We start from the raw sequence: 21,439 nt of genomic DNA on the forward strand, positions 1-21,439 counted from the left end.
CGCAATCTGAAAGGGCACCCACATGAACGGATTTCCGAGAGGCAGGACCGCCATCGTCGGATCGGCGACATACGGCATCGGCAAGGCGCCGGGCCTGAGCAGCATGGACATTGCCGTCAACGCGAGCGTTTCGGCCCTGCGCGACGCCAACCTGACCCCGGACGATGTGGACGCGCTCTACATCTGTCTGCCGGACAATTTTCTGTCGGGTCTCACCTTCGCCGAGTATCTGGGCATTCAGCCGAAGATCACCGAAAACAACCGCACGGGCGGCTCGGCGTTCCTGACGCATCTGGCGTCGGCCTGTCTCGCCCTGGATGCGGGCCTCTGCGACACGGCGCTGATCGCCTACGGCAGCAATCAGCTTTCGGGGGTCGGCAAGCTGGTGACACCGGCGGGCGCCGATCCCTATGAGGGACCCTACCGGCCGCGCCTGCCGGTCAGTGCCTACGCGCTGGCCGCCGCGCGACACATGCACGACTATGGCACCACGCCCGAGCAACTGGCCGAGGTCGCCGTGTCCGCGCGCCAGTGGGCGAATCTCAACCCCGAAGCGTACATGCAGGGCTATCTGAGCATTGACGACGTTCTGCAGGCGCGGCGTGTCTCATCGCCACTGGGCGTTCGCGACTGCTGCCTGGTTACCGATGGCGGCGCGGCGATCGTGGTGACCCGGGCAGATCGCGCGAAGGATCATGCATCCACACCGGTGCACGTGCTCGGCGCCGCGGCGGCGACGTTCCACTACAACATCTCGCAGATGCCGGACCTGACCGTGACAGCAGCCTCCGAATCCGGCGCACGTGCTTTTGCGCAGGCCGGATATGGACCAGAGGATATCGATGTCGTCGAACTGTATGACGCCTTCACGATCAACCCGATCCTGTTCATGGAAGATCTCGGCTTCTGCCCGAAGGGCGAGGGTGGCCGCTATTTCGAGGGCGGACGTACGGCACCCGGCGGCGAGATGCCGGTGAACACCAACGGCGGGGGACTGTCGTGCGTCCATCCCGGCATGTACGGCCTATTCACCATCGTCGAAGCGGTGCGCCAACTGGCAGGACAGGCCGATGGCCGGCAGGTGGCGGGCGCAAGGCTGGCGCTGTCACATGGCAGCGGCGGCTTCCTGTCCAGTCAGGTCACGGCCATCCTGGGAACCGAAGAGACGCTGTAGAGCCGGGGCAGGGGACACCGTCCGGGTGTCCCCTGACCATTCAACGGCCCTTGAAGTTGGGCACGCGGCGTTCTGCGGTCGCCTTCACGCCTTCGGCGAAGTCCTCGGTTTCCTTCAGCCGTTCCTGGATTTCCAGTTCGTGGTCGGTTGCCTTGCGGACTCTCTCGGCCAGGTCACCGCGCAGCGTCGCGCGGGTCTCGACGACACCCAGCGGCGAATTCTCGGCAATCTCGGCAGCCAGGGACATGGCGGCCTCGCGCAACTGATCGGCCGGTGCCAGCACATCGACCAGACCCATTTCGTACGCTTCCTCGCCCTTGATGCGGCGCGAGGTGTAGAACATCATCGCGGCCTTTGAATGGCCGATCAGCTGCGGCAGCGTGACGGTCAGTCCGAAACCGGGATGGAAACCGAGCCGGGTGAAGTTCGCCGCGAAGCGGGCTTCGGGCGATGCAACGCGGAAGTCCGGCATCACGGCCAGCCCCAGGCCACCCCCGATGGCGGCACCCTGAATGGCACCGACGACGGGTTTCGGCGTGCGGAACAGGCGTACCGCCTCGCGATAGAGGTCGCCCGCGCGCCCGACACCCTCGGCGTCGTCATTGCCGCTGAAATCGGCACCGGCGCAGAAGGACTTGCCCTGTGCGCACAGGACGATGGCCCGGCAGTCCGCGTCCTTGCCCAGATCCTCGAAGCTGGATGCGATGGACTGGATCAGCGCGAAATCGAAGAAGTTGTGCGGCGGACGCTGGATCTCGACAACGGCGACGTTGTTTTCCAGTGTGACGCCAAGGTCCTTGTAGCTGCCATATGATGACATGTCGTGTCTCCTCCCCAGAGATGCAGTTGTCGGGCTGTCAGTTTGCTTTCGGGTTTTTCTTACGATGCCTTGGACAGTCTGTCGCCCTTCAGCTTGATGCCTGCGGCTTCGCGGTCCCAGGTGTCATCGGTGACACCCTCGTTGCGCAGTTCGGCCTTCTGCACCTTGGCGGTCGGCGTCTTCGGCAGTTCATCGACGATGCGGATGTAGCGCGGGACCATGAAGTGCGCCATGCGCGGCTTCAGGAACTCGATCAGTTCGACCGGATCGATGGTGTGGCCCTCGACAGGCGCGACGACGACCATGACCTCGTCCTCGCTCATTTCATTGGGCACGGCGATGGCCGCGACCTCGCGCACGGCGGGATGCGCGGTCACATCGGCCTCGACCTCGAACGACGAGATGTTCTCGCCCCGTCGCCGAATCGCGTCCTTCATGCGGTCGACAAAATAGAAATTGCCTTCCGCATCCATCCTGAAGGCGTCGCCGGTGTGGAACCAGCCGTTGCGCCAGGCCCGGGCCGTGGCTTCCGGATTGTTGTAATAGCCCGAATTCATCGCCCAGGGACGGTCGGTGCGGACCATCATCTCGCCGATCTCGCCCACGGGCACCTCGCAGTCATTGTCATCGACCAGTCGGACCTCGACGCCTTCGCGTACCTTGCCGCAGGTGCCGCGGATCTCCGGGTTCGGTTCCGAGAAGATCGGCGTTGAAACCTCGGTCATGTTGAAGATCGTGTAGACCTCGACACCGAACCGCGCGGCGAACGCCTTGATGTCGCCGGCCAGCGGGACCATGAACATGGTCTTCAGCGGATTGTCCGCATCGTCGGCCTGTTTGGGCAGCTTCTCGATGAACTGGGCCATGACGCCAAGCAGGAAGGTCGCCGTCGTTTCGGTCTTGCGGATGACCTCCCAGAAGGACGCCGTATCGAAACGTTCGACCAGCACGATCGAAGCACCGCGCACCAGCATGTTGTAGGTGATCCCGGACCCGCCGATGTGAAACAGCGGCAGGTTGACCAGAAAGCGGTCCTCGCCCGTGATGCAGGGCCATGATTCCGGCCCGGCATTCGAATAGAGGTGCAGGTAGGAACACAGCACGGCCTTGGAGGGGCCGGTCGTGCCCGAAGTGAAGATGATCTGGTGCGGGTCCCAGGGTTCGATGGTCCGCGCGGGCGCGGCAATCGTGCCTTCGTCCGGCAGCAGCACGTCGTCGTAGGTCACGCAGTCCAGACCGTCGATGGCGCGGGTCCCCGCGACCGCGATCAGCCTTTCCAAGTTTGCCTTGTCGACCTCTTCCAGACGCGGGGCAAGCTCGGCGTGGGCCACGATCAGCCGCGCGTCCGAGATCCTGACGACATGCGCCAGCAGGCTGCCGCGATAGCTGGTGTTGATCCCGACATAGACGGCGCCCAGGTAGTTCAGGGCCAGGAAGATGCGCACGTTGGCGGGCGAATTCGGCATCCAGACAATGACGTGATCGCCCTGTTTCACGCCCTGCTGCTGCAGACCCAGTGCCGTCTGCAACACCTTCTCGCGCAGTTCGGCGTAGGTCCACGTGCTGCCGTCATCCAGCACGGCGAAGACCTTGTCCGGCTGCTCGGCGTTCCAGCGTTCGATCAGATCCCTCACCACCACCTGATCGCGGCGCGGAATCCGTTTGTCCGTGGTTTCCGGAGATGGTTCGCAATGTTCGACGCTGATCCTTGACGGCATGCCTGTCTCGCTCGCTTGTTCGGTTGTCCTGTTCCCCGTTACGTGGGGTCCTTTAGCCTAACAGCCACATCCGGTCGGTCGCAGTCAACGCGATGCGGGTATGGCAGGCATGTGCCCCGACGCAATGCTTTACCATCGGAGCCGCCGTCCGCAGGATGCGAGATCACGCAGGGCAGGAGAGACGCATGGCCGTCAGCACCGAATTCCAGGATCATCTGCTTGAATTGCTGGAACCGATGGGCGGCGTGAGCGCCCGCCGGATGTTCGGCGGGGCGGGGCTGTTCAAGTCCGGCCTGATGTTCGCGCTGATCGCCGATGAGGTGGTCTATTTCAAGGTCGATGACAGCAACCGCCTGGAATTTGAAGACCGCGGCATGGGGCCGTTCGTCTATGAGACGAAGAACGGCCGGCAGACGATCATGGGGTACTGGCAGATGCCGGACGATCTGTACGACGATCCGGACGAGATGAATGCGTGGGCCATGAAGGCCTTCGACGTCGCCCTGAAGGCGGATGCCGCCAAACCGCCGTCGCAGCGGAAGCGCACCGACCTGTGACGACGACGCCGAAAGCCTGATCTGCTGGCGTCAGCCTGCGCTGGCACCGGCCATCACGCCGCCATCGACGACGAAGACCTGACCGGTCGTCCAGGCCCCGGCGGGCGCGGCCAGATAGACCGCAATGCCGGCCAGATCCTCCGGTTCGCCCAGACGGTTCAGCGGCGTGCCCTTCAGGCGCTTGGCCGATCTTTCCGGATCGGTCCAGAGCGCCTTGGCAAAGTCGGTCTTCACCAGGCCCGGCGCGATGCAGTTGACGCGGATGTTGTCCTTGCCGAACTCGACGGCCAGATTGCGCGCAAGCTGGAAGTCCGCCGCCTTCGAGATCGCATAGGCACCCAGCGAACGGTCGCCCTTCAGGCCGCCGATGGAGGAGACGATGATGAAGGCGCCATCCTGCCTTTCCTGCATCTCGGGGATGACCATCTGCGCCAGCCAGAGGTTCGACTGCACGTTGCAGGTCATGATTTTCTGGAAGGCATCGTCCGGGATGTCGAGGTTCGATCCCATGAACGGATTGACCGCCGCGTTGGCGATCATGATGTCGATCCGGCCATAGGCCTCGCGCGACTGACGGACCAGCTTCTCCAGATCCTCGCGGTGCGTGATGTTGCACGACAGGGCCGTCGCCTCGCCGCCTTCGGCCCTGATTTCATCGACCACAGCCTGACAACCGTCGATCTTGCGGCTGGCGACGATGACGTTCGCGCCGTGCGCGGCGAGCGCAAGGCAGATCGCCTTGCCGATGCCCTTGGAGCCGCCGGTGACGACGGCGGTCTTTCCGGTGAGGTCAAACAGATGCTTCATGCCGCTCACCGCTTCGGTACGGTCGGGCGGGACAGGCAGCGGCCCAGCCAGTCGGTCAGGTTGGGAAATGCCGACATGTCGAGCCTGGCCATCCTGGCCCACATGAAGACCCCCGCGACGTTCAGGTCCGCCACCGAGAAGTCGCTGCCCACAAGCCAGTCATTGCCGGCCAGATGGTCGTTCAGGACTGTCATGGGCCACTGCAGATCCTCGACCGCCTTCTTCGCGACGGCCGCATCGCGCTTGTCCTCCGGCAGCATCGCGCCATGAAACAGATAGTTCAGCAGCGCGCTCTCGACGTCGGTCATGACCCAGAAGCTCCACTCCAGCACCCGGGCTTCGTCCTCCAGCGATGACGGCATCAGCTTGCCGTGCTTCTTGGCGAGGTAGATGTTGATGGCGCAGCTCTCGCCCATCGAGAAATCGCCGTCCTCGATCGCCGGGACATGACCGGCCCGGTTGATGGCCAGATAGTCCGGCTTGCGCGTGCTGCCGTCGCGGAAGTTGAAGGCGTTCTGTTCGTAGTCGATGCCCAGTTCCTCGGCCATCCATTGCGTGCGGACCGCACGCGACGCCGTTGGGCCGTGAATTTTCAGCTTGCTCATATGTCTTTCTCCCCGAATTTGGCAGCGGTTGCCGCCGGCATTTGATCTGCCGCCACAGCCGTCGTCAACGACTGCCTCTTGCGGCGAATGTCGGCCCACTGCATCAGGCCGATGGACCCCAGGACGATGGCACCGCCCAGCGCCTGAAGCAGGCTCAGCACCTCGTCGAACAGCACCCAGGCCTCGAATATCGAGGTGACCGGCTGCACGTTCGTGAACATGCCGGCCTTAAGCGCCCCGATCCGCGACAGGGCGTAGAGATACATCGGCATGGCCGAAGCCTGCAGCACCGCCACACCGGCAACGCCCGCCCACCCTCCGTCCGTGGTCGGAAAGCGGACCTCGGCGAACAGGAGCCCGATCAGGACCAGCACGATCAGCGCGGTCCAGCTGAAATGAAAGGTGATGACGAAGGCGTTGATCCTGCCGAAATGACGCGCCACCAGCACGCCGTTGACCGCCGTGCAGACCGCGGCTGCCAGCGCCAGCGCCACGCCACGCCAGTCCGCATCGCCCGCCGAACTGCCCAGCATCAGCACCAGGCCGAAGAAGGCGAGCAGGATGGCAAAAAGCTTGGCGGGGCTGGCGGGTTCGATCCGGAAAACGGTGACGATCACCGCGATGATGATGGGGAAGGTGAAGAACAGCAGCGCCGTCAGGCCGACCGAGATGAACTCGACCGCGCCGATGTTGCCGTAGGTCATCATGGACATCAGCGCGCCGTTGAACAGCGCGACGGGAAGCAGCTCACGGGGCAGGGCAAGGCTGCGCCCCGCCAGCGTCATGACCAGCGCGATGCCGAATGTCATCAGGACGGTTCTGACACCCGCCACGACGATACCGCTCGCGCCGCCGTCATAGGCGAAACGTGCAACCGCCACGGCGCTGCCGAGAAAAATCCCGGCCAGCAGCGCCAGTCCGATGCCGAAAAGCTGCGTCCGCCTGTCGATGATCCGTCCCTCCCCGAATGCCCACGTTCGCAAAGGGCAGGGACGGGATCAAACGTTAATCCTGCGGGTCAGACCGCCGCCATGATGCAGTAGCCCGCGGCACCCACCAGCGCGAGCCAGGTCAGGCTGGCGCCGATGATCCGGCCGGGCTTCAGCGCGACACCGCTCAGCCCTTGCCAGTGCAGCAGCCGCCCGATGAACACCCCGCCGCCGATGATGTGGATCGCCAGCGTCGGTGCCCCCGTCAGTTCGGCGATGCCCATCAGCACCACGATCATCGGCACATATTCCGTGAAGTTGCCGAACACACGGATCTTGCGGGAAAGCTCGTCGTTGCCGCCGTCATTCAACAGCACCTTCGACTGATTGCGACCGATGACCACCACGATGGCCAGCACGAGCATCAGCAGGCCGAGCAGACCGCCCCAGAGTGCTGTCGCCTGAAGCATCATCGTTTCGTTCATTCGTCCGTCCCCTTCATGACCGAGACGACAGCACCCTGCGGGTCCATGATGACGGCCATGCGACCCACGTTCGGAATGTCGAAAGGACCGTTCAGAATCTGTCCGCCACCCGCCTTCGCCTTCTCGCAGGTCGCGTCCACATCATCGACACCGATGTAGCCCATCCAGTGCGGCGGCGGCGGATCGCCGGGGATCTCGGCTGTCGACATCATGCCGCCCCGCATCTCCTCGCCATCCTTGAAGATGTGATAGGTGCCGCCGTCGGCCATTGGCATGGCATCCACCGTCCAGCCGATGACCTCGGTGTAGAACTTCTTCGCGCCTTCCAGATCGGATGTCGCCAACTCGTTCCAGACAAAGGTGCCCTGCGTGCTCATGTGTCTCTCCCTTGTTTTACCTGTTGGTTAAATTAAGTCCGATTGCGGTTCGGCTGTCAATGCAATATTTTTGTTTTGTTCTCACAGTGGGGAGGCTGGGCCGATGCGCATCGTGGCGTGGAATTGCGCGATGGCGCTGCATCGCAAGTGGGATGTCCTGTCGGCTCTGCAGCCCGACATCGCGATCATCGGCGAATGCGACACCCGTGAACGCCTGAAGGCGCGGGGGGTGAACATCCCGCCCTCGCGCTATATCTGGACCGGCGGCCGTCCCTTCAAGGGACTTGCCGTCATCGCGTTTCCGCCCTTCAGGCTGCGGCTGAACCCGCTGCACGATCCGGCCCTGCCGCACATCCTGCCGGTCGAAGTGCGGGGTGCCGGGCTGCGCTTCAATGTGATCGGCGTCTGGGCGCAGAACATCTCGGCGGGGTTCCGCACCAGACCTGAACCCGGCCCCTTCAACCGTGCCATGGACCGCTACGGTCACCTGATCGCGGGCACGCCGACGATCATCGCGGGCGACTTCAACAATCATCATTTCTGGGACCGGCCAGGCCATGCGATCAATTTCGCCGAGAACCTGGGACGTATCCACAGGCTGGGCCTGTCCAGCGCCTATCACACGGCGCGGCGCGAATCCCACGGGTCGGAGACCGTTCCGACACATTATTGGCGCGACCGCAGGATCGACGGGCCGACCTATCACATCGATTACCTCTTCTATCCCGACGCGTGGCACCACAGGTTCCGTGGTTTCGGCGTCGGCGACTTCGAGGGTTTCTGCAGTACCGGCCTGTCGGATCACGCGCCGCTGGTGGCGGATTTCGATGCGGGACGGGGTGCCAGATCAAAGCCCCGGCCAATACCGGAATGGCTATTGCCAGTACGGCGGTGATCCGCTAGAACGCGCGCTCCGTTGATCAGGGCGCTGCCCTGAATGAGGCGCGTGTGGGCGCATAGCTCAGTTGGTAGAGCAGCTGACTCTTAATCAGCGGGTCCAAGGTTCGAGTCCTTGTGCGCCCACCACTTAAACCCTTTGAAAATAAACAACTTTTTTCTCAACGCCTTTCGGCAGATGTAGACAATATCATCATATGTGCCAGATATGTGCTGCCAGCGTTCAGCAATGAGGCATCCTCTCCCGCCGGAACTTAACGACAGTTCTGGTTTGAAATGAGGGGGGTGGGTATTGCTTGAAAGCGTCATTCGGACGAGCAAATACTGAAGCTTCTGCGTGTGATTGAGGTGATGGTGAACTCAAGATGTTCGAGTCACCCACGGTCAAACCACGCTGAGGCGCACGAACCCATCACCAAGCGGTTCTAAGCAACCCGATCACGTCGTCGACGGAGGTGACCGGACGCGGATTGGTCGCCACGATCAGGTCCTCCAGTGCGTCCTTGGCAATCGCCTCGAAATCCGCCTCGCTTACGCCCTCGACATCGCGCAACCGCGTCGGCAGATCCAGGTCCTGTACGAAACCGGTCATCGCTTTCTGCGCCGCTCGGGCCGCCACTTCTGCACTCATGTTGGAGGTCTCCACACCCATGGCGCCGGCCATCCAGGCCTGCTGCTCCATCGTGTGCGAATGGTTGAACCTCATCGTGTGGTGCAGCATCACGCACGAGGTGATCCCATGCGGCACGTCGCAGCGCGCGCCGAGCTGATGGCCGATGCCGTGGCTGAGCCCCAGCGAGACGCTGCCCAGGCCGTACACGGAGAGCCAGGACGCCACCTGGCACTGTACCCGCGCCACCAGGTCCTTCGGGTCGTCCTTGCACTGCGGCAGGTAGGTGAACAGCATATCAAGCGCGCGAATCGCCAGCGCGTCGGTGAACGGTTGCGCCAGCCCGGAATAGATCGCCTCCACGCAGTGGTCGACCGCGCGCATGCCGGTGGACAGCCACAACCAGTCGGGCGTCTCCAGGGTGAGCGTGGGATCAAGGATTACAGCCTTCGCCGTGATTTTCTTGTCGACGTAAAGGTCCTTCACCTTGCGGACTTCGTCGGTGACGCCAACGAAATTGGTGAACTCGCCCGCCGACAGCGTGGTCGGAATGGCGATGAGGGGGACGCAGTCGCCCGTGACGGGCGGAATCTCAATCTGGTCAGGGTATTGGAACTTGATCCGCGCCTCGTCGAATCCCTCGGTCGAAGTGATACCCTGGGCCAGCGCGATCATCACCGCCTTTGCGGTATCGTTCGGGCTGCCGCCGCCGAAGCAGATGAGGCCGTCGACATCGTGTTCCCGGGCCATCTCCGTGGCGCGCAAGACCATCTGCCGGGGCACATGCTGGATTGTCTCGCTGAATACTGCGGCGGTGCGCCCGTCCGTCGCTGCCTTCACCTTGTCGAGCAGGTCCGTCTTGTTCGCCAGCGTGTTGCCGGTGATGATCAGCGCGCGCTTGATGCCGTGCATCTCCAGCGTAGGACCCAGCTTTTCCAGACTGCCGGCGCCGAAGTGGATGTCGTCCAACGGCAACGAGGTGAATGCGCCGTTAAGATCGCGCTTCGGTAGCTCAAACATTGCTTGCATCTCCCCTGTGGCGGCCCTCCGAGCAAAATTTCTCGGACGCCGACAGCACCAGAGCCGGCACTTTCGGGATGACCGCCAGTTTCAATTGCAATGGTACCCGTTCGGCTGCGGGTTGACAATTTTCCGTCGATCCTTCTGCCGGAGCGCGCTATCGGCCTGCCAGACCGTTGCCGCGCGCGTTCTCTTCGCGCTCAACCCGGATTTTCCGTCAGCACGAGATACGTCGCCCTTGGCGCGCACCTTGATGATGATGGCTTCGCCCAAGCTGGCATCGGCGGCGCAAGATGATCAGGTGCGGTGCTGAAAACGACGACCGTTCTCGGCCTGGACTTGGCATCAGGCCGCTGCCAGGGCGATGACCGATGTGGCGGGTGAGAGGTGGTGTCGGCATTGTCGGAGCAGATTTGCCCCGCTGGTCGTTCAGTACGCACTGACACGCTGACCGGCAACGGAGGCGCGGGCGAGCTGTCCAGCTTCAGGGAAGTTGCCGCACTGCGTTCGACTGTGAAACGTAGACCTTCTGTACCGTTTCAGATATCAGACCGTCAGTCGCAGCAAACTGGAACATCTCATGCCCGATATCATCTACACCAAGGTTGACGAAGCACCGGAACTGGCCTCCGCCTCACTGTTGCCGATCATCCAGAAATTCGCCGCAGCCGCGGGTGTCAGCGTTGGAACGAAGGACATCAGCCTCGCCGGACGTATTCTGGCGGCCTTTCCCGACCACCTGAGCGAAGATCAGCGTCAGTCAGATGATCTGGCGGAGCTGGGCAATCTGGTGAAGACGGCCGAGGCGAATGTGATCAAGCTGCCGAACATCTCGGCATCGGTGCCGCAGCTGGTCGAGGCCATCAGGGAGCTTCAGGGCCAGGGCTTTGCGGTACCTGACTATCCGGAGAACCCCAAGACCGACGATGAAAAGGCCGCGCGGGCGAAGTATGACGCGATCAAGGGATCGGCGGTCAATCCGGTGCTGCGTGAAGGCAATTCCGACCGCCGGGCCGCGAAAGCCGTGAAGAGCTTTGCGCAGGCCAATCCGCACCGCATGGGTGACTGGACCGCCGACAGCAAGACCGACGTATCGTCCATGTCCGGGAATGACTTCTTCTCGAACGAGAGCTCTGCAACGTTGAAGAGCGCGACGGCTGCGAAGATCGTGCTGGAGACCGCCTCGGGCGAGACGGTTCTGAAGGACGGCCTGGAATATCCTGCCGGTACGGTCGTCGATGCGACCTTCATGAGCGTTGCGGCCCTGAAGGACTTCCTTGCCGCCGAGATCGACAGGACGAAGGACCAGGGCATCCTGTTCTCGCTGCACATGAAGGCGACGATGATGAAGGTCTCCGACCCGATCATCTTCGGCCACGCGGTGAAGGCTTTCCTGCAGCCCGTCTTCGACAAGCACGGCGACGCGATGGCCGCGCTGGGCGTGAACCCCAATTCCGGCCTTGGCGACCTGCTGGCGCGGGTCAAGGGCAATGCGGAGATCATGGCCGACATCGATGCCTGCATGGCGGCGCGCCCGCCGATGTACATGGTCGATTCCGACAAGGGCATCACCAACCTTCACGTCTCGTCCGACGTGATCATCGACGCCTCGATGCCCGCCCTCATTCGCGCGGGCGGCAAGGGCTGGGGCCCTGATGGCAACGAGCATGACGCCAACTGCGTCATTCCCGACAATTCATACGCGCCGGTCTATGACGAGACGATCCGGTTCTTCAAGGAGAACGGCAAGCTGAACCCGGCGACCGCCGGCACGGTCCAGAACATCGGCCTGATGGCGCAGAAGGCCGAGGAATACGGCTCCCATCCGACGACGTTCGAGATCCCCGAAGCCGGCACGGTCAAGATGATCCTCGATGACGGCACCGTCCTGCACCAGCACACTGTGGAGGCGGGCGATATCTGGCGCTCCTCCTCGACACGGCAGGCACCGATCGAGGATTGGGTCAATCTCGCCATCTCCCGTCAGAAGGCCGAGGGCTGCGAAGCGATCTTCTGGCTGGATGCGGCGCGCCCGCATGACGCCGAACTGATCGCCTACGTGAAGCCGATCCTGGAAGCGCAGGGCGTGGCGGACAAGTTCCGAATCATGGCCCCGCGGGAAGCCACGCGCGCCTCGCTTGAAACGATCACCGGGGGCAGGAATTCCATCGCGGTAACGGGCAACGTGTTGCGCGACTACCTGACGGACCTTTTCCCGATCCTCGAACTGGCGACGTCCGCCAAGATGCTGTCGATCGTGAAGTTGATGAACGGTGGCGGACTGTTTGAAACCGGGGCGGGTGGTTCGGCCCCGAAACATGTTCAGCAGCTCATGGAAGAGAACCACCTGCGCTGGGACAGCCTCGGTGAGTTCTGCGCGCTTGGCGAAAGCCTGATCTTCCTCGCCGACGCCAGAGGCAACGAGAAGGCCCGGGTCCTCGGTATTGCGGCCGAAAAGGCGACGCAGGGCATCCTCGACCATGACCGGTCGCCCTCGCGCAAGGTTGGCGAGCCCGACAACCGCGACAGCCATTACTGGTTTGCCCGGTACTGGGCGGAAGCTCTAGCCGCTCAGGACCAGGATGCCGAGCTGGCGGCCCACTTCGCGCCGATCGCCGAGGCTCTCGCGGCGGCTGAAGCGAAGATTGTTTCCGAGCTTGCCACTGTGCAGGGGGCCGAAGCTGACCTGGGAGGCTACTATCACACCGATCCGGCAAAGACCGTTGCCGTCATGCGTCCCTCCGAGACGTTGAATGCCATCATCGGGAATCCCGACTGATCCATCCTGGACCGCGCGCCCTCTTGTGGCGCGCGGTCCGTTGTTGGGCCGATGAACTGGTTGAGTGGATCTTCGCCGAGAACAGGGGCAGAACTGTCCAACTCGGGAAAGTTCAATTGTCCAACATTGTATGCTGCTTTCTTCTCGTTGGATTGTCGACATCGTGAGCCCGCTGCGATCGTCGAGGATCTGAAGCGTCAAAATCTGGCCGGAAAGTCAGGTAGGATAATTCGATCAAGAATGAGCCACGAAGTCACCGCGGGTCTGAATCAAATTTCAGTCGAATTTGTCTCCGGCTAGATGTGAGGTTTCTATTGGTTTTCCATCCGGACAGTATCCGGGAAGCTGGTGCTGCGTGACATCGACTGATCCCGGAACGCCCGAATGGACATCCGCAAGGATGCAGGAGCTTCTTCAAGGCCGCCAAACATATCCAAGCAACTTATTCTGATCGCCTAGAAGACGCCGGTCTTCTTCATCTTGCCGATGTCATCGTCGGAATAGCCGAGGCCGCGCAGCATCGCTTCGGTGTGTTCGCCAAGTGTGGCGAAGTCCAGGTGCGGCTTGCCGGGTTCGTCGGCGAACTGGATGGGCACGCCGATATGCTCCCAGCCGCGATCGTCCTCGAAGATCATGCCGCGGTGGCGGACCTGCGGATCGTCGCAGGCCTCGCGCAGATTGTTGACCGGCGCAAAGGCGCAGTCGACGTCGGCGAACCAGTCCACCCATTCGGCCTGGGTCTTCGTCCTGAAGGTCTCGCGGAGGAAGGCACGCGCCGGGTCCTGCGTCGGGCCGGGCGGGGGCTGGCAGGCCTCGATCAGGTCTGGTCGGCCGAACTTGTTCATGACGTTCTCGGCGAAGTGCATTTCCGATGCGCCCAGCACGACGAACTTGTCGTCCTTGGTCTCGTAGATCGCATACATCGCATAGCCGCCGCCCGTGCGTTCCTGCTTCGGCTGGGGCGGGCGCTTTTCGGCAAAGGTCGTCCCCATCAGATTGGGCATGGCGGCGAACAGCGAATCCATCATGGCGAGATCGATGTAGTCGCCCTTGCCCGTCGTCTGGCGGCGCAGCAGGGCCATCAGCACGCCGGAAAGCCCCATCATGGACGACAGCATGTCTGCATTTGCGATGCCGGGAATGGCCGGCTTGCCATCCTGGCCCTCGTTCAGCGACAGCGCACCGCCGATGGCTTCGGTCGCGAGGTCATGCGCGGGCTTCTTCACATAGGGGCCGGTCTGCCCGAACGCGCTGATGGAGATGTAAACGATCTTGGGATTGCGCGCTGCGACGGTCTCATAGTCGCAGCCGAGCCGTTTCACGACGCCGGGACGGAAGGCCTCGACCATCACATCGCAGGTCTCGACCAGACGCATCAGCGCTTCCTTGCCCTCATCGGTCTTCAGATTGAGCTGGATCGATTTCTTGCCGCGATGGGTGTTGGCGAAATAGACGGTCATGCCGTCGCGCTTCTCGCCGATCTCCCGGTTCGGTTCACCGTTCATCGGTTCCAGCTTGATCACCTCCGCCCCGTGATCGGCCATCATCTGCGTCAGCAGCGGGCCGGGCAGGAACAGCGACAGGTCCAGGACGCGGATACCTTCGAGTTTCATGGGACTTTCTCCTTCAGGCCGGGTTCTTGGCCATCATCTGCCGCGCGATGATGATGCGCTGCATTTCGTTGGTGCCTTCGCCGATGCACATCAGCGGCGCATCCCGGAAATAGCGTTCGACAGGGAATTCGGCGGAATAGCCATAGGCACCGTGGATGCGCATGCATTCGGTGGCGTTCTCCAGCGCGGTCTCGGAGGCGAACAGCTTGGCCATGCCCGCTTCCATGTCGCAGCGTTCGCCGCGGTCGTAGGCTTCCGCAGCGTCGAGCATCAGCAGTTCCGCCGCGCGCCGCTTCGTCGCCATCTCGCCGATCTTCAGCTGGATCGCCTGATGCTGGCCGATGGGTTTGCCCATGGTTTCGCGGATCTGGGCGTATTCGACGGCCTTGTTCAGGGCCGCCGTCGCGATCCCGACGCCACGCGCGGCGATGTTGATCCGGCCGAGTTCCAGACCGCCGACGGTCTGGTGGAAACCCTTGCCCTCGACGCCACCGATCAGGTTGGCCGCCGGCACGCGATAGTCCTCGAAGATCAGTTCCGCCGAATCGATACCCTTGTACCCCAGCTTCTTCAGCTTCCGTCCGGTGGTGAAACCGGGGCCCTTTTCGGCAATGAACAGGCTCATCCCCTGATGACGCGGTTCGATCTCGGTGTCGGTCTTTACCAGCAGGGCGACAGCACCGCCCTCAATCCCGTTCGAGATCCAGGTCTTGCCGCCATTGATGACATAATCGTCGCCATCGCGAACGGCCTTGGTGCGGATGGCCTGCAGATCGGTGCCGCAATGCGGTTCGGTCAGGGCCAGTCCGCCGCGCAGTTCACCGGTCGCGAAGCGGGGCAGCAGGCGCTGCTTCTGCTCGTCGGTGCCGAAACGTTCGACCGCCGCCGCCATCATCAGGTGCGAGTTGAAGATGCCGGTCAGCGACATCCAGACCTCGGAGATGGTGGCGACGATCTTTGCATAGGTCTGCGCAGGCAATCCCAGACCACCATACGCCTGCGGGATGGTCGCACCGAACAGGCCGAGCGCCTTCATCTGTTCGACCATCTCGTGCGGATATGTGTCCGCGTGCTCCAGCTCCAGCACCTTGTCCTCGACATCGCGCCTCAGCCAGATGCGGATGCTGTCGAGCAACTGCTCCTCGTCCGAGCGCGTGAATTCCGCACCCGACCGGCTGCGTATGATGGCTTCCGTGGATTCCATGCGTGCGACCCTCCCCGTCGTTTCATGGATGGCAGCATACAGACTGCCATGATAGAGGGCTGATCGCATATCTGGTTTTGGGAAATGTCATGCTGCTGACCGAGTTGCTGGAAGAGAAGGGCGTTCTGCTGGCCGACGGGGCCACGGGCACCAACATGTTCGAGATGGGGCTGCCCGCCGGTCACGCGCCGGAGGACTGGAACGCGGCGGAGCCGGAGAAGGTGAAGGCCCACTACAGGACCTTCGTGGACGCCGGCAGCGATATCATCCTGACCAACACGTTCGGCGGCACGCGCTACCGGCTGAAGCTGCATGATCTGCAGGATCAGGCGGAAGAACTGAATCGTCTGGGTGCCGAACTGGCCTGCGAGGTGGTGACCGACGCGGACCGCAGGATCGTCGTGGCCGGATCGATGGGACCGACGGGTGAACTGCTCGCGCCGCTGGGGGCGATGACCTACGAGGATTGCGTCGCGGCGTTCATGGAACAGGCACGCGGCCTGAAAGCCGGTGGCGCGGATGTGGCCTGGATCGAAACCATGTCGGCGGGGGACGAGATGCGCGCCGCCGCCGAGGCCGCCATCGCAGCCGGGCTGCCCTATGTCTATACCGCCAGCTTCGACACGGCGGGGCGCACCATGATGGGACTGCCGCCCGAAGGGCTCGCGAGCGTGCAGGACGGGCTGGCCGAACGAGCGATCGCCTTCGGTGCGAACTGCGGGGTGGGGGCGTCGGACCTGCTGCTGGCGGTCTCCAACATGCCGACCGACGATCACGTCGTGGTCGCCAAGGCCAACTGCGGTATCCCGCAGGTGCGGGGCGACAAGGTCGAATACACCGGTACGCCCGAACTGATGGCCGCCTACGTCCGGCTGGCCGCCGATTGTGGCGTCCGCATCATCGGCGGCTGCTGCGGTACGTCGCCCGAACATGTCAGGGCGATGCGCCGGTCGCTGGATGGCTGGACGCGTGGCGAGAAGCCGGAGCTTGAGGATATCGTTACCGCGCTCGGTCCGTTGATGGCACCGCCCTCGACCGCGGGCAGCGAGGGGTCGCGACCGGATCGCGCGCGCCGCCGCCGCCGGGACTGAACTCCGTCCTACGCCACGCGCTCATAGTGCGCGGAGAAGCCGAATTCGGACCATTCGAGGCCCAGCCATTCGCCGTCCAGACCGTACAGCACCTCCAGCACGCGCCGTGACTTCACGGCATAGCGCTGCGCCGACCGGCTTCGTCCCAGCACCTGAATGGTTTCCTTGCCGATATAGCTGATCTCGGTCGGGCGAACGTTGCCGCGCGTGAGATCGAGAAAGCCCTGATGGTTTGCCGATGAGGCCTTCCAGATGGATGACGCCGGCCAGAGGTGACCGGGCAGCATCTTCAGCCCCAGCCGTGTGCTGTTGGTGGCCAGCTTCCCGTTCGGGGTCAGTTCGGCGGTGACGATGTCGTGCTTCTTGCCGTCATCGGTCTCCGCCCGCAGCCGGACAAGCTGATCGCCGCGCCAGACCTCCTGTACCTGCTGGGTGTATCCGAAGGTGCCGAACAGGGGGACCTTGATCTTCAGCCGGATGTCGATGTCCACGTTCAGCAGGTCGCCATCGCGCGCGAAGGCGACACGGTGGTGTCCGGCACGGCTGCCCAGGGCGTGGATGTTGAAATCATAGTACCAGCCGTTCTGCTGGCTGCGCGCATGGCTTGGCAGAAGGGACAGCGCCGCAGCCGCACCTGCGCCGCCGAGAAGGGATCGTCTGGTAAGCGCGTTTTCACTGGTCATCGCATCAATGTGTCCGTCTCCGCACAATGTTCAAGCCCGTCAAGCGCCGCCGGAAGGCCGATCCTGCATCCGATCCTCCGGGTGGCGTAAGCGGCAGTTCTGATCCGTGTCTTGGTCCTTCCGCATGAATTGACCCTGAATGATCGGGGGGTCCCACTTTGCGCCTGGCCGTTTCAGTCAGCAACCGGAACAGGACGGGATGTTCGCCCCTGAGCCGGATCGCGGCCGGGTGGCGCGTGGTGTTCAGCGTTCGTCGATGATGTGGATCAGGCCCAGTTCGTCCATGTGAAGCGACTGGTCGGGCAGTACCTTGGTCGTCGAAGTCGGCTCGACAATGATGGCGGGTCCGGCAATCTGCTCCCCGACCGGCAGTCCGGCGCGATCCAGGATGACGGCTTCGTGGATACCGTCCTCGCCGAAATGGATATCCCGCCGATCGAGCGTCGATGCCTTCAGCGAGCGGCCCTGCGTACCGACGGGCCGGATATCCGGGACACGGCGCTTCTGCTCGCTCGCGAGATGAAAATGGATGATCTCCACGCGCGTGTCCTCAAGCCGGAACGTGTAGGCACGCTTGTGGGCTTCATGGAAGGCCTCGATCAGTTGCTCAAGCTGGATCGCAACGGGATCGACACTGACGGCGACGGTGTGTTCCTGCCCGTGATAGCGCATCTCCAGACGGGCGGTGAAGGACAGTTCCCCGTCGGCGGTTCCGTCGAAATAGGAACGGGCCTCCTGCGTCATGGCACGGAAGATCCCGTGCAGGTCGTCGGCGCTGATCGCGTCGGCGTCCAGCGGCTCGGTACGCACCTGATCGTGGCGCGGCGAGGTGGCCAGCATGCCCCAGGCCGAAAACAGCCCCGGATAACGCGGGATGACGACTTTCTTCATCCCCAGTTCACGTGCCAGCGAAGCGGCGTGCATGGCACCGCCGCCGCCGTATGCCAGCATGGCGAAGTCGCGGGGATCGTGGCCGCGCTGTACCGAGATCAGTTTGAGGGCGTTGATCATGTTGGCTTCGGCCAGTCGAATGACGGCCGCCGCCGCCGGGACGATGTCCAGCGACAGGGCATCCGCAATCGGCTTGAATGCCTTGCTCGCCTTGTCCTTCGACAGCGCGATCCGGCCATCGGAAAACCGCGACACGTCCAGGATGCCGGTCAGCAGCATGGCGTCGGTGACCGTCGGTTCGGTGCCGCCCACGCCATAGCAGGCCGGGCCGGGATCCGCGCCCGCCGACTGCGGGCCGACTTTCAGACGGCCTGCCGCATCGATGCGCGCGATCGAACCGCCGCCCGCGCCGACCTCGACGATATCGATGACCGGGGCCTTGACCGGATAACCCGGATGCAACGGCGTCTTCTCGATCCAGTAGTCGGTGTTCACGGTCGCCATGCCGCCCCGTATCAGGGAACATTTCGCCGTCGTCCCGCCGACGTCGAAGGCGATCATGTCCGGCATGTTCGCGGCACGTCCGACTACGACGGCTCCATTGACGCCTGCGGCCGGACCGGACTCGACCAGCGTGAGCGGATGCGCACGGGCGCTGGCGAAACTGGTCGTGCCGCCGTTCGACTGCATGGCCTGCAGCGGTGCGGTTATCCCGGCGTCCTTCAGCCGGACCGAAAGGCGGTCGAAGTAACGCTGGATGATGGGCTGGACATAGGCGTTCAGCACCGCCGTGCTGGTGCGCTCGAACTCCCGCCATTCGCGCGTGAACTCCGACGACAGGGTGACCGATATGTCCGGCACCAGATCGGCGAGGATCTCCCCGCATTCCCGCTCATGCGCGGGATTGCGATAGCTGTGCAGGAAGCAGACCGCGATGGCTTCGATACCGTCCTTCCGGCAGGTTTCGGCGATGTGCTCGATGCTCAGCGGGTCGAGCGCCAGCACGACCTCGCCATCCGCGTCCATGCGCTCGACGGCTTCGAAGCGCCATTTGCGGGGCACGAACGGTTCGGGCACCTGAAATTGCAGATTGTAGAGATCCGGACGGTTGCCGCGCCCGATGGCCAGCACATCGCGGAAGCCCTTGGTGGTAATCAGTGCGGTCCGGACGCCCTTGCGTTCGGTGATCGCATTGATGACCGTCGTCCCGCCATGCACGAACTCGGCAACCGCCGCGTGATCCAGCGCGCCCAGACCGACGACCGACATGACGCCGTCGGACTGGTCGGCCGGCGTCGTCAGATCCTTGGCGACGGACAGTTCATCGGTTGCCTCGTTCCAGGCCACCAGATCCGTGAAGGTGCCGCCGACATCCGTTGCCAGGCGGATCATGAGCCATACACCGCTTTCGCTTCGGCCTCGGTCAGCAGGCCGTCCGCCACGTCGGCGGCCACGGCATCGGGACTGCGCAGTCCGGGATCGCCCCAGCCGCCGCCACCGCCGGTAACGATCGAGACACGATCGCCCCTGGACAGATCCGCGTGCGGGATCCGCGCTACCCGTTCCGTGGCGCCGTTCCGGGTGATCTCCATGTAGTTGCGGCTGCCTTCGCCGCCGCCGTCCTCGCCCCAGGGCCGCTCGACGGACCGGCCCATGCTGGCGTAGGTGAAGGCGTTGTCGCCCAGCACCTCATATTCCCTGACCAGTCCGTAGCCACCCCGGAACCGGCCCGCGCCCGGTCCTTCATCGGTGTTGAAGCCATAGCGCCTCAACCGCAGCGGATATTTCGCCTCCAGAAGCTCGACCGACAGATTGTAGGTGTCGCCGTCGGTGATGGCGATCAGCCCGCTGGCACCGTCGCGTTCCGGTGTTGCGCCCCAGCCCCCGTGCTGGGGTTCGATGTGAACGTAGGGCGCGCCGCTGCGATCCTCGCCGCAGATATAGGTCGCACAGAGACTCATGTAGCTGCCGGCGCTGAACTTCTCCGGTGCCAGGGGGGCGAGCGCCTTCCAGACAAGCTCCGATGCCTGCGCCGCCCCCTCGTAGTACCAGCCGATGGGCGAGGGGCTGACCGCGCTGAAAACGGTACCGTCGGGCACGTCGATGCGCACCGGGCGGAACCAGCCTTCGTTCGATGGCGCGTGCGGGCCGACCAGGGCCTTGAAGACCGATTTCACGGCCGACTGCAGGGCGCCGGCGGTGCAGTTGATCGGGCCGGGCCGGGCGGCGGCGGAGCCCGTGAAGTCGGCGGTGATCGCGTCCCCGCTGATGGTGACCTTCACCTGCACCGGGATGCGTTCGTCCGAGCGCCCGTCACCGTCGATCCAGTCCTGTGCTTCATAGGTGCCGTCGGGCAGGGCGCGCAGGGCGGCGCGTGCCTCCTTCTCGCCCGTATCCAGAATCGTGTCGAAGGCCTGTTTCAGGCCCTCTGCGCCGTATCGTTCGCACAGTTCCCCGATCCGGGCCGCCGCGATGTTGACGGCGGCCAGTTCCGCGTTCAGGTCGCCAAGCGCCATTTTCGGCAGGCGGGAGTTGGCGGCAATGATATCGCGGACGTCATCGAGCAGCACGTCCTCGCGGCAGAGATGAATGCCGGGCAGGCGCAGCCCCTCCTGAAACACCTCGGTCGCGTCCGCGGGCAGGCTGCCGGCGACGGCACCCCCGACATCCAGCCAGTGGGCGACCGAGATCGCGAACCCCATCAGCTGATCACCCGCAAACAGCGGCTTGATGACGGCCATGTCGCAGCAATGTGTGCCGCCGTGAAACGGATCGTTGGTGATGAAGGCGTCGCCGGGCCGCATCCGGTCACCGTGCTTTTCGATGATGAAGCGAACCTGGGCGGCGAACGTGCCGGTAAACAGTGTCAGTCCGTTCGCCTGGGCGATCAGGTCGCCCTTCGGATCGCAGATGCCGCAGGCGAAATCGAGGACCTCGTAGATGACCGGGCTCATGCTGGTGCGCGCCAGCACGGTGCCCATCTCATCGACGGTTGCCAGCAACTTGCCATGAACGATTTCGAGCGTGACGGGATCCAATAGATATCTCCTTGTTGCCGCACCGGCAGAGGGTCCGTGCTCTCCGGTTTGAAGTCAATTCCGGCGGCTTTTGAGGATCGGCACAAATCTGAGGACTGAAGCGCCATCGGTTTCGGCTTGACACGCACCGCCGATTCGCCG

19 protein-coding genes and 1 tRNA gene are annotated in these 21,439 nt (G+C 63.5%); 6 read left to right on the plus strand and 14 right to left on the minus strand.

The genetic code is table 11. The features are described 5' to 3' along the window. The first annotated feature begins 22 nt into the window (after nucleotides 1-22). Complete coding sequence (locus tag ACN0X7_RS19280; RefSeq protein WP_417520105.1) at nucleotides 23-1,174, plus strand: thiolase; 1,152 nt, start codon at nucleotides 23-25, stop codon at nucleotides 1,172-1,174. 40 nt (nucleotides 1,175-1,214) lie between these two features. Here ACN0X7_RS19280 and ACN0X7_RS19285 read toward each other — a convergent pair whose 3' ends face one another. Then, a complete protein-coding gene (locus ACN0X7_RS19285) occupies nucleotides 1,215-1,994 on the minus strand; it encodes an enoyl-CoA hydratase/isomerase family protein (protein ID WP_417520106.1) in 780 nt (259 codons plus the stop codon). A 59-nt stretch (nucleotides 1,995-2,053) separates the two neighbouring features. Continuing rightward, nucleotides 2,054-3,712 (minus strand): AMP-binding protein, encoded by a 1,659-nt coding sequence (locus tag ACN0X7_RS19290; protein ID WP_417520107.1) that lies wholly within the window; start codon nucleotides 3,710-3,712, stop codon nucleotides 2,054-2,056. Nucleotides 3,713-3,897: 185 nt separating this feature from the next. Between ACN0X7_RS19290 and ACN0X7_RS19295 the strand changes: the two genes are divergently transcribed. After that, nucleotides 3,898-4,269 (plus strand): TfoX/Sxy family protein, encoded by a 372-nt coding sequence (locus ACN0X7_RS19295; protein WP_417520108.1) that lies wholly within the window; start codon nucleotides 3,898-3,900, stop codon nucleotides 4,267-4,269. Between the two features lie 30 nt (nucleotides 4,270-4,299). On the opposite strand, the gene ACN0X7_RS19300 is transcribed toward ACN0X7_RS19295, so the two are convergent. From ACN0X7_RS19300 to ACN0X7_RS19320, 5 genes are read right to left on the minus strand one after another with little or no spacing between them, the layout of a single operon-like run. After that, nucleotides 4,300-5,076, minus strand: a complete 777-nt coding sequence (locus ACN0X7_RS19300; RefSeq protein WP_417520109.1) for an SDR family NAD(P)-dependent oxidoreductase — start codon at nucleotides 5,074-5,076, stop codon at nucleotides 4,300-4,302. Nucleotides 5,077-5,081: 5 nt separating this feature from the next. Beyond that, nucleotides 5,082-5,681: a glutathione S-transferase family protein gene (locus ACN0X7_RS19305; RefSeq protein ID WP_417520110.1), complete on the minus strand. Its 600-nt coding sequence runs from the start codon at nucleotides 5,679-5,681 to the stop codon at nucleotides 5,082-5,084. Next, the gene (locus ACN0X7_RS19310; protein WP_417520111.1) at nucleotides 5,678-6,664 is read right to left on the minus strand and encodes a DMT family transporter; all 987 of its coding nucleotides are present in this window, start codon (nucleotides 6,662-6,664) and stop codon (nucleotides 5,678-5,680) included. The genes ACN0X7_RS19305 and ACN0X7_RS19310 overlap by 4 nt, the downstream gene beginning before the upstream one ends. A gap of 35 nt (nucleotides 6,665-6,699) precedes the next feature. Continuing rightward, the gene (locus ACN0X7_RS19315) at nucleotides 6,700-7,095 is read right to left on the minus strand and encodes an MAPEG family protein (RefSeq protein ID WP_417520112.1); all 396 of its coding nucleotides are present in this window, start codon (nucleotides 7,093-7,095) and stop codon (nucleotides 6,700-6,702) included. After that, complete coding sequence (locus ACN0X7_RS19320; RefSeq protein ID WP_417520113.1) at nucleotides 7,092-7,472, minus strand: VOC family protein; 381 nt, start codon at nucleotides 7,470-7,472, stop codon at nucleotides 7,092-7,094. Before ACN0X7_RS19320 ends, ACN0X7_RS19315 begins: the two co-directional genes overlap by 4 nt. 103 nt (nucleotides 7,473-7,575) lie before the next feature. Between ACN0X7_RS19320 and ACN0X7_RS19325 the strand changes: the two genes are divergently transcribed. Next, on the plus strand, nucleotides 7,576-8,367 hold the full coding sequence (locus ACN0X7_RS19325) for a hypothetical protein (protein WP_417520114.1): 792 nt from the start codon (nucleotides 7,576-7,578) through the stop codon (nucleotides 8,365-8,367). A gap of 55 nt (nucleotides 8,368-8,422) precedes the next feature. Then, a tRNA-Lys gene (locus ACN0X7_RS19330) sits at nucleotides 8,423-8,498 on the plus strand. A gap of 283 nt (nucleotides 8,499-8,781) precedes the next feature. On the opposite strand, the gene ACN0X7_RS19335 is transcribed toward ACN0X7_RS19330, so the two are convergent. Both ACN0X7_RS19335 and ACN0X7_RS19340 read right to left on the minus strand, forming a co-directional pair. After that, nucleotides 8,782-9,999 (minus strand): iron-containing alcohol dehydrogenase, encoded by a 1,218-nt coding sequence (locus tag ACN0X7_RS19335; protein ID WP_417520115.1) that lies wholly within the window; start codon nucleotides 9,997-9,999, stop codon nucleotides 8,782-8,784. 90 nt (nucleotides 10,000-10,089) lie between these two features. Beyond that, on the minus strand, nucleotides 10,090-10,272 hold the full coding sequence (locus ACN0X7_RS19340) for a hypothetical protein (protein ID WP_417520116.1): 183 nt from the start codon (nucleotides 10,270-10,272) through the stop codon (nucleotides 10,090-10,092). A gap of 307 nt (nucleotides 10,273-10,579) precedes the next feature. On the opposite strand from ACN0X7_RS19340, the gene ACN0X7_RS19345 reads away from it, so the two are divergent. Beyond that, a complete protein-coding gene (locus tag ACN0X7_RS19345; protein WP_417520117.1) occupies nucleotides 10,580-12,778 on the plus strand; it encodes an NADP-dependent isocitrate dehydrogenase in 2,199 nt (732 codons plus the stop codon). Nucleotides 12,779-13,233: 455 nt separating this feature from the next. Here the strand turns inward: ACN0X7_RS19345 and ACN0X7_RS19350 are convergent, their stop codons facing one another. Together ACN0X7_RS19350 and ACN0X7_RS19355 are read right to left on the minus strand one after the other, a co-directional pair. Then, nucleotides 13,234-14,391 (minus strand): CaiB/BaiF CoA transferase family protein, encoded by a 1,158-nt coding sequence (locus tag ACN0X7_RS19350; protein WP_417520118.1) that lies wholly within the window; start codon nucleotides 14,389-14,391, stop codon nucleotides 13,234-13,236. A 13-nt stretch (nucleotides 14,392-14,404) separates the two neighbouring features. Then, a complete protein-coding gene (locus tag ACN0X7_RS19355; RefSeq protein WP_417520119.1) occupies nucleotides 14,405-15,595 on the minus strand; it encodes an acyl-CoA dehydrogenase family protein in 1,191 nt (396 codons plus the stop codon). An 89-nt stretch (nucleotides 15,596-15,684) separates the two neighbouring features. Here ACN0X7_RS19355 and bmt point away from each other — a divergent pair, with 89 nt between their 5' ends. Next, on the plus strand, nucleotides 15,685-16,686 hold the full coding sequence (gene bmt / locus ACN0X7_RS19360; protein ID WP_417520120.1) for a betaine--homocysteine S-methyltransferase: 1,002 nt from the start codon (nucleotides 15,685-15,687) through the stop codon (nucleotides 16,684-16,686). Nucleotides 16,687-16,694: 8 nt separating this feature from the next. On the opposite strand, the gene ACN0X7_RS19365 is transcribed toward bmt, so the two are convergent. From ACN0X7_RS19365 to ACN0X7_RS19375, 3 genes are all read right to left on the minus strand, one after another. Further along, entirely contained in the window at nucleotides 16,695-17,369 is a 675-nt protein-coding gene (locus ACN0X7_RS19365; RefSeq protein WP_417520121.1) for a DUF6134 family protein, read from the minus strand. Nucleotides 17,370-17,612: 243 nt separating this feature from the next. Continuing rightward, a complete protein-coding gene (locus tag ACN0X7_RS19370; protein ID WP_417520122.1) occupies nucleotides 17,613-19,652 on the minus strand; it encodes a hydantoinase/oxoprolinase family protein in 2,040 nt (679 codons plus the stop codon). Beyond that, on the minus strand, nucleotides 19,649-21,298 hold the full coding sequence (locus ACN0X7_RS19375; protein ID WP_417520123.1) for a hydantoinase B/oxoprolinase family protein: 1,650 nt from the start codon (nucleotides 21,296-21,298) through the stop codon (nucleotides 19,649-19,651). Before ACN0X7_RS19375 ends, ACN0X7_RS19370 begins: the two co-directional genes overlap by 4 nt. Nucleotides 21,299-21,439 lie beyond the last annotated feature (141 nt).

The organism is Minwuia sp., from assembly GCF_048263705.1.
Lineage (GTDB): Bacteria > Pseudomonadota > Alphaproteobacteria > Minwuiales > Minwuiaceae > Minwuia.

Excerpts from the sequence above, each read along its gene's own strand:
- ACN0X7_RS19280 (WP_417520105.1), top strand. The coding sequence starts at position 23 with ATGAACGGATTTCCGAGAGGCAGGACCGCCATCGTCGGATCGGCGACA.
- ACN0X7_RS19285 (WP_417520106.1), bottom strand. The coding sequence starts at position 1,994 with ATGTCATCATATGGCAGCTACAAGGACCTTGGCGTCACACTGGAAAAC.
- ACN0X7_RS19290 (WP_417520107.1), bottom strand. The coding sequence starts at position 3,712 with ATGCCGTCAAGGATCAGCGTCGAACATTGCGAACCATCTCCGGAAACC.
- ACN0X7_RS19295 (WP_417520108.1), top strand. The coding sequence starts at position 3,898 with ATGGCCGTCAGCACCGAATTCCAGGATCATCTGCTTGAATTGCTGGAA.
- ACN0X7_RS19300 (WP_417520109.1), bottom strand. The coding sequence starts at position 5,076 with ATGAAGCATCTGTTTGACCTCACCGGAAAGACCGCCGTCGTCACCGGC.
- ACN0X7_RS19305 (WP_417520110.1), bottom strand. The coding sequence starts at position 5,681 with ATGAGCAAGCTGAAAATTCACGGCCCAACGGCGTCGCGTGCGGTCCGC.
- ACN0X7_RS19315 (WP_417520112.1), bottom strand. The coding sequence starts at position 7,095 with ATGAACGAAACGATGATGCTTCAGGCGACAGCACTCTGGGGCGGTCTG.
- ACN0X7_RS19320 (WP_417520113.1), bottom strand. The coding sequence starts at position 7,472 with ATGAGCACGCAGGGCACCTTTGTCTGGAACGAGTTGGCGACATCCGAT.
- ACN0X7_RS19325 (WP_417520114.1), top strand. The coding sequence starts at position 7,576 with ATGCGCATCGTGGCGTGGAATTGCGCGATGGCGCTGCATCGCAAGTGG.
- ACN0X7_RS19335 (WP_417520115.1), bottom strand. The coding sequence starts at position 9,999 with ATGTTTGAGCTACCGAAGCGCGATCTTAACGGCGCATTCACCTCGTTG.
- ACN0X7_RS19345 (WP_417520117.1), top strand. The coding sequence starts at position 10,580 with ATGCCCGATATCATCTACACCAAGGTTGACGAAGCACCGGAACTGGCC.
- ACN0X7_RS19350 (WP_417520118.1), bottom strand. The coding sequence starts at position 14,391 with ATGAAACTCGAAGGTATCCGCGTCCTGGACCTGTCGCTGTTCCTGCCC.
- ACN0X7_RS19355 (WP_417520119.1), bottom strand. The coding sequence starts at position 15,595 with ATGGAATCCACGGAAGCCATCATACGCAGCCGGTCGGGTGCGGAATTC.
- bmt (WP_417520120.1), top strand. The coding sequence starts at position 15,685 with ATGCTGCTGACCGAGTTGCTGGAAGAGAAGGGCGTTCTGCTGGCCGAC.
- ACN0X7_RS19365 (WP_417520121.1), bottom strand. The coding sequence starts at position 17,369 with ATGACCAGTGAAAACGCGCTTACCAGACGATCCCTTCTCGGCGGCGCA.
- ACN0X7_RS19370 (WP_417520122.1), bottom strand. The coding sequence starts at position 19,652 with ATGATCCGCCTGGCAACGGATGTCGGCGGCACCTTCACGGATCTGGTG.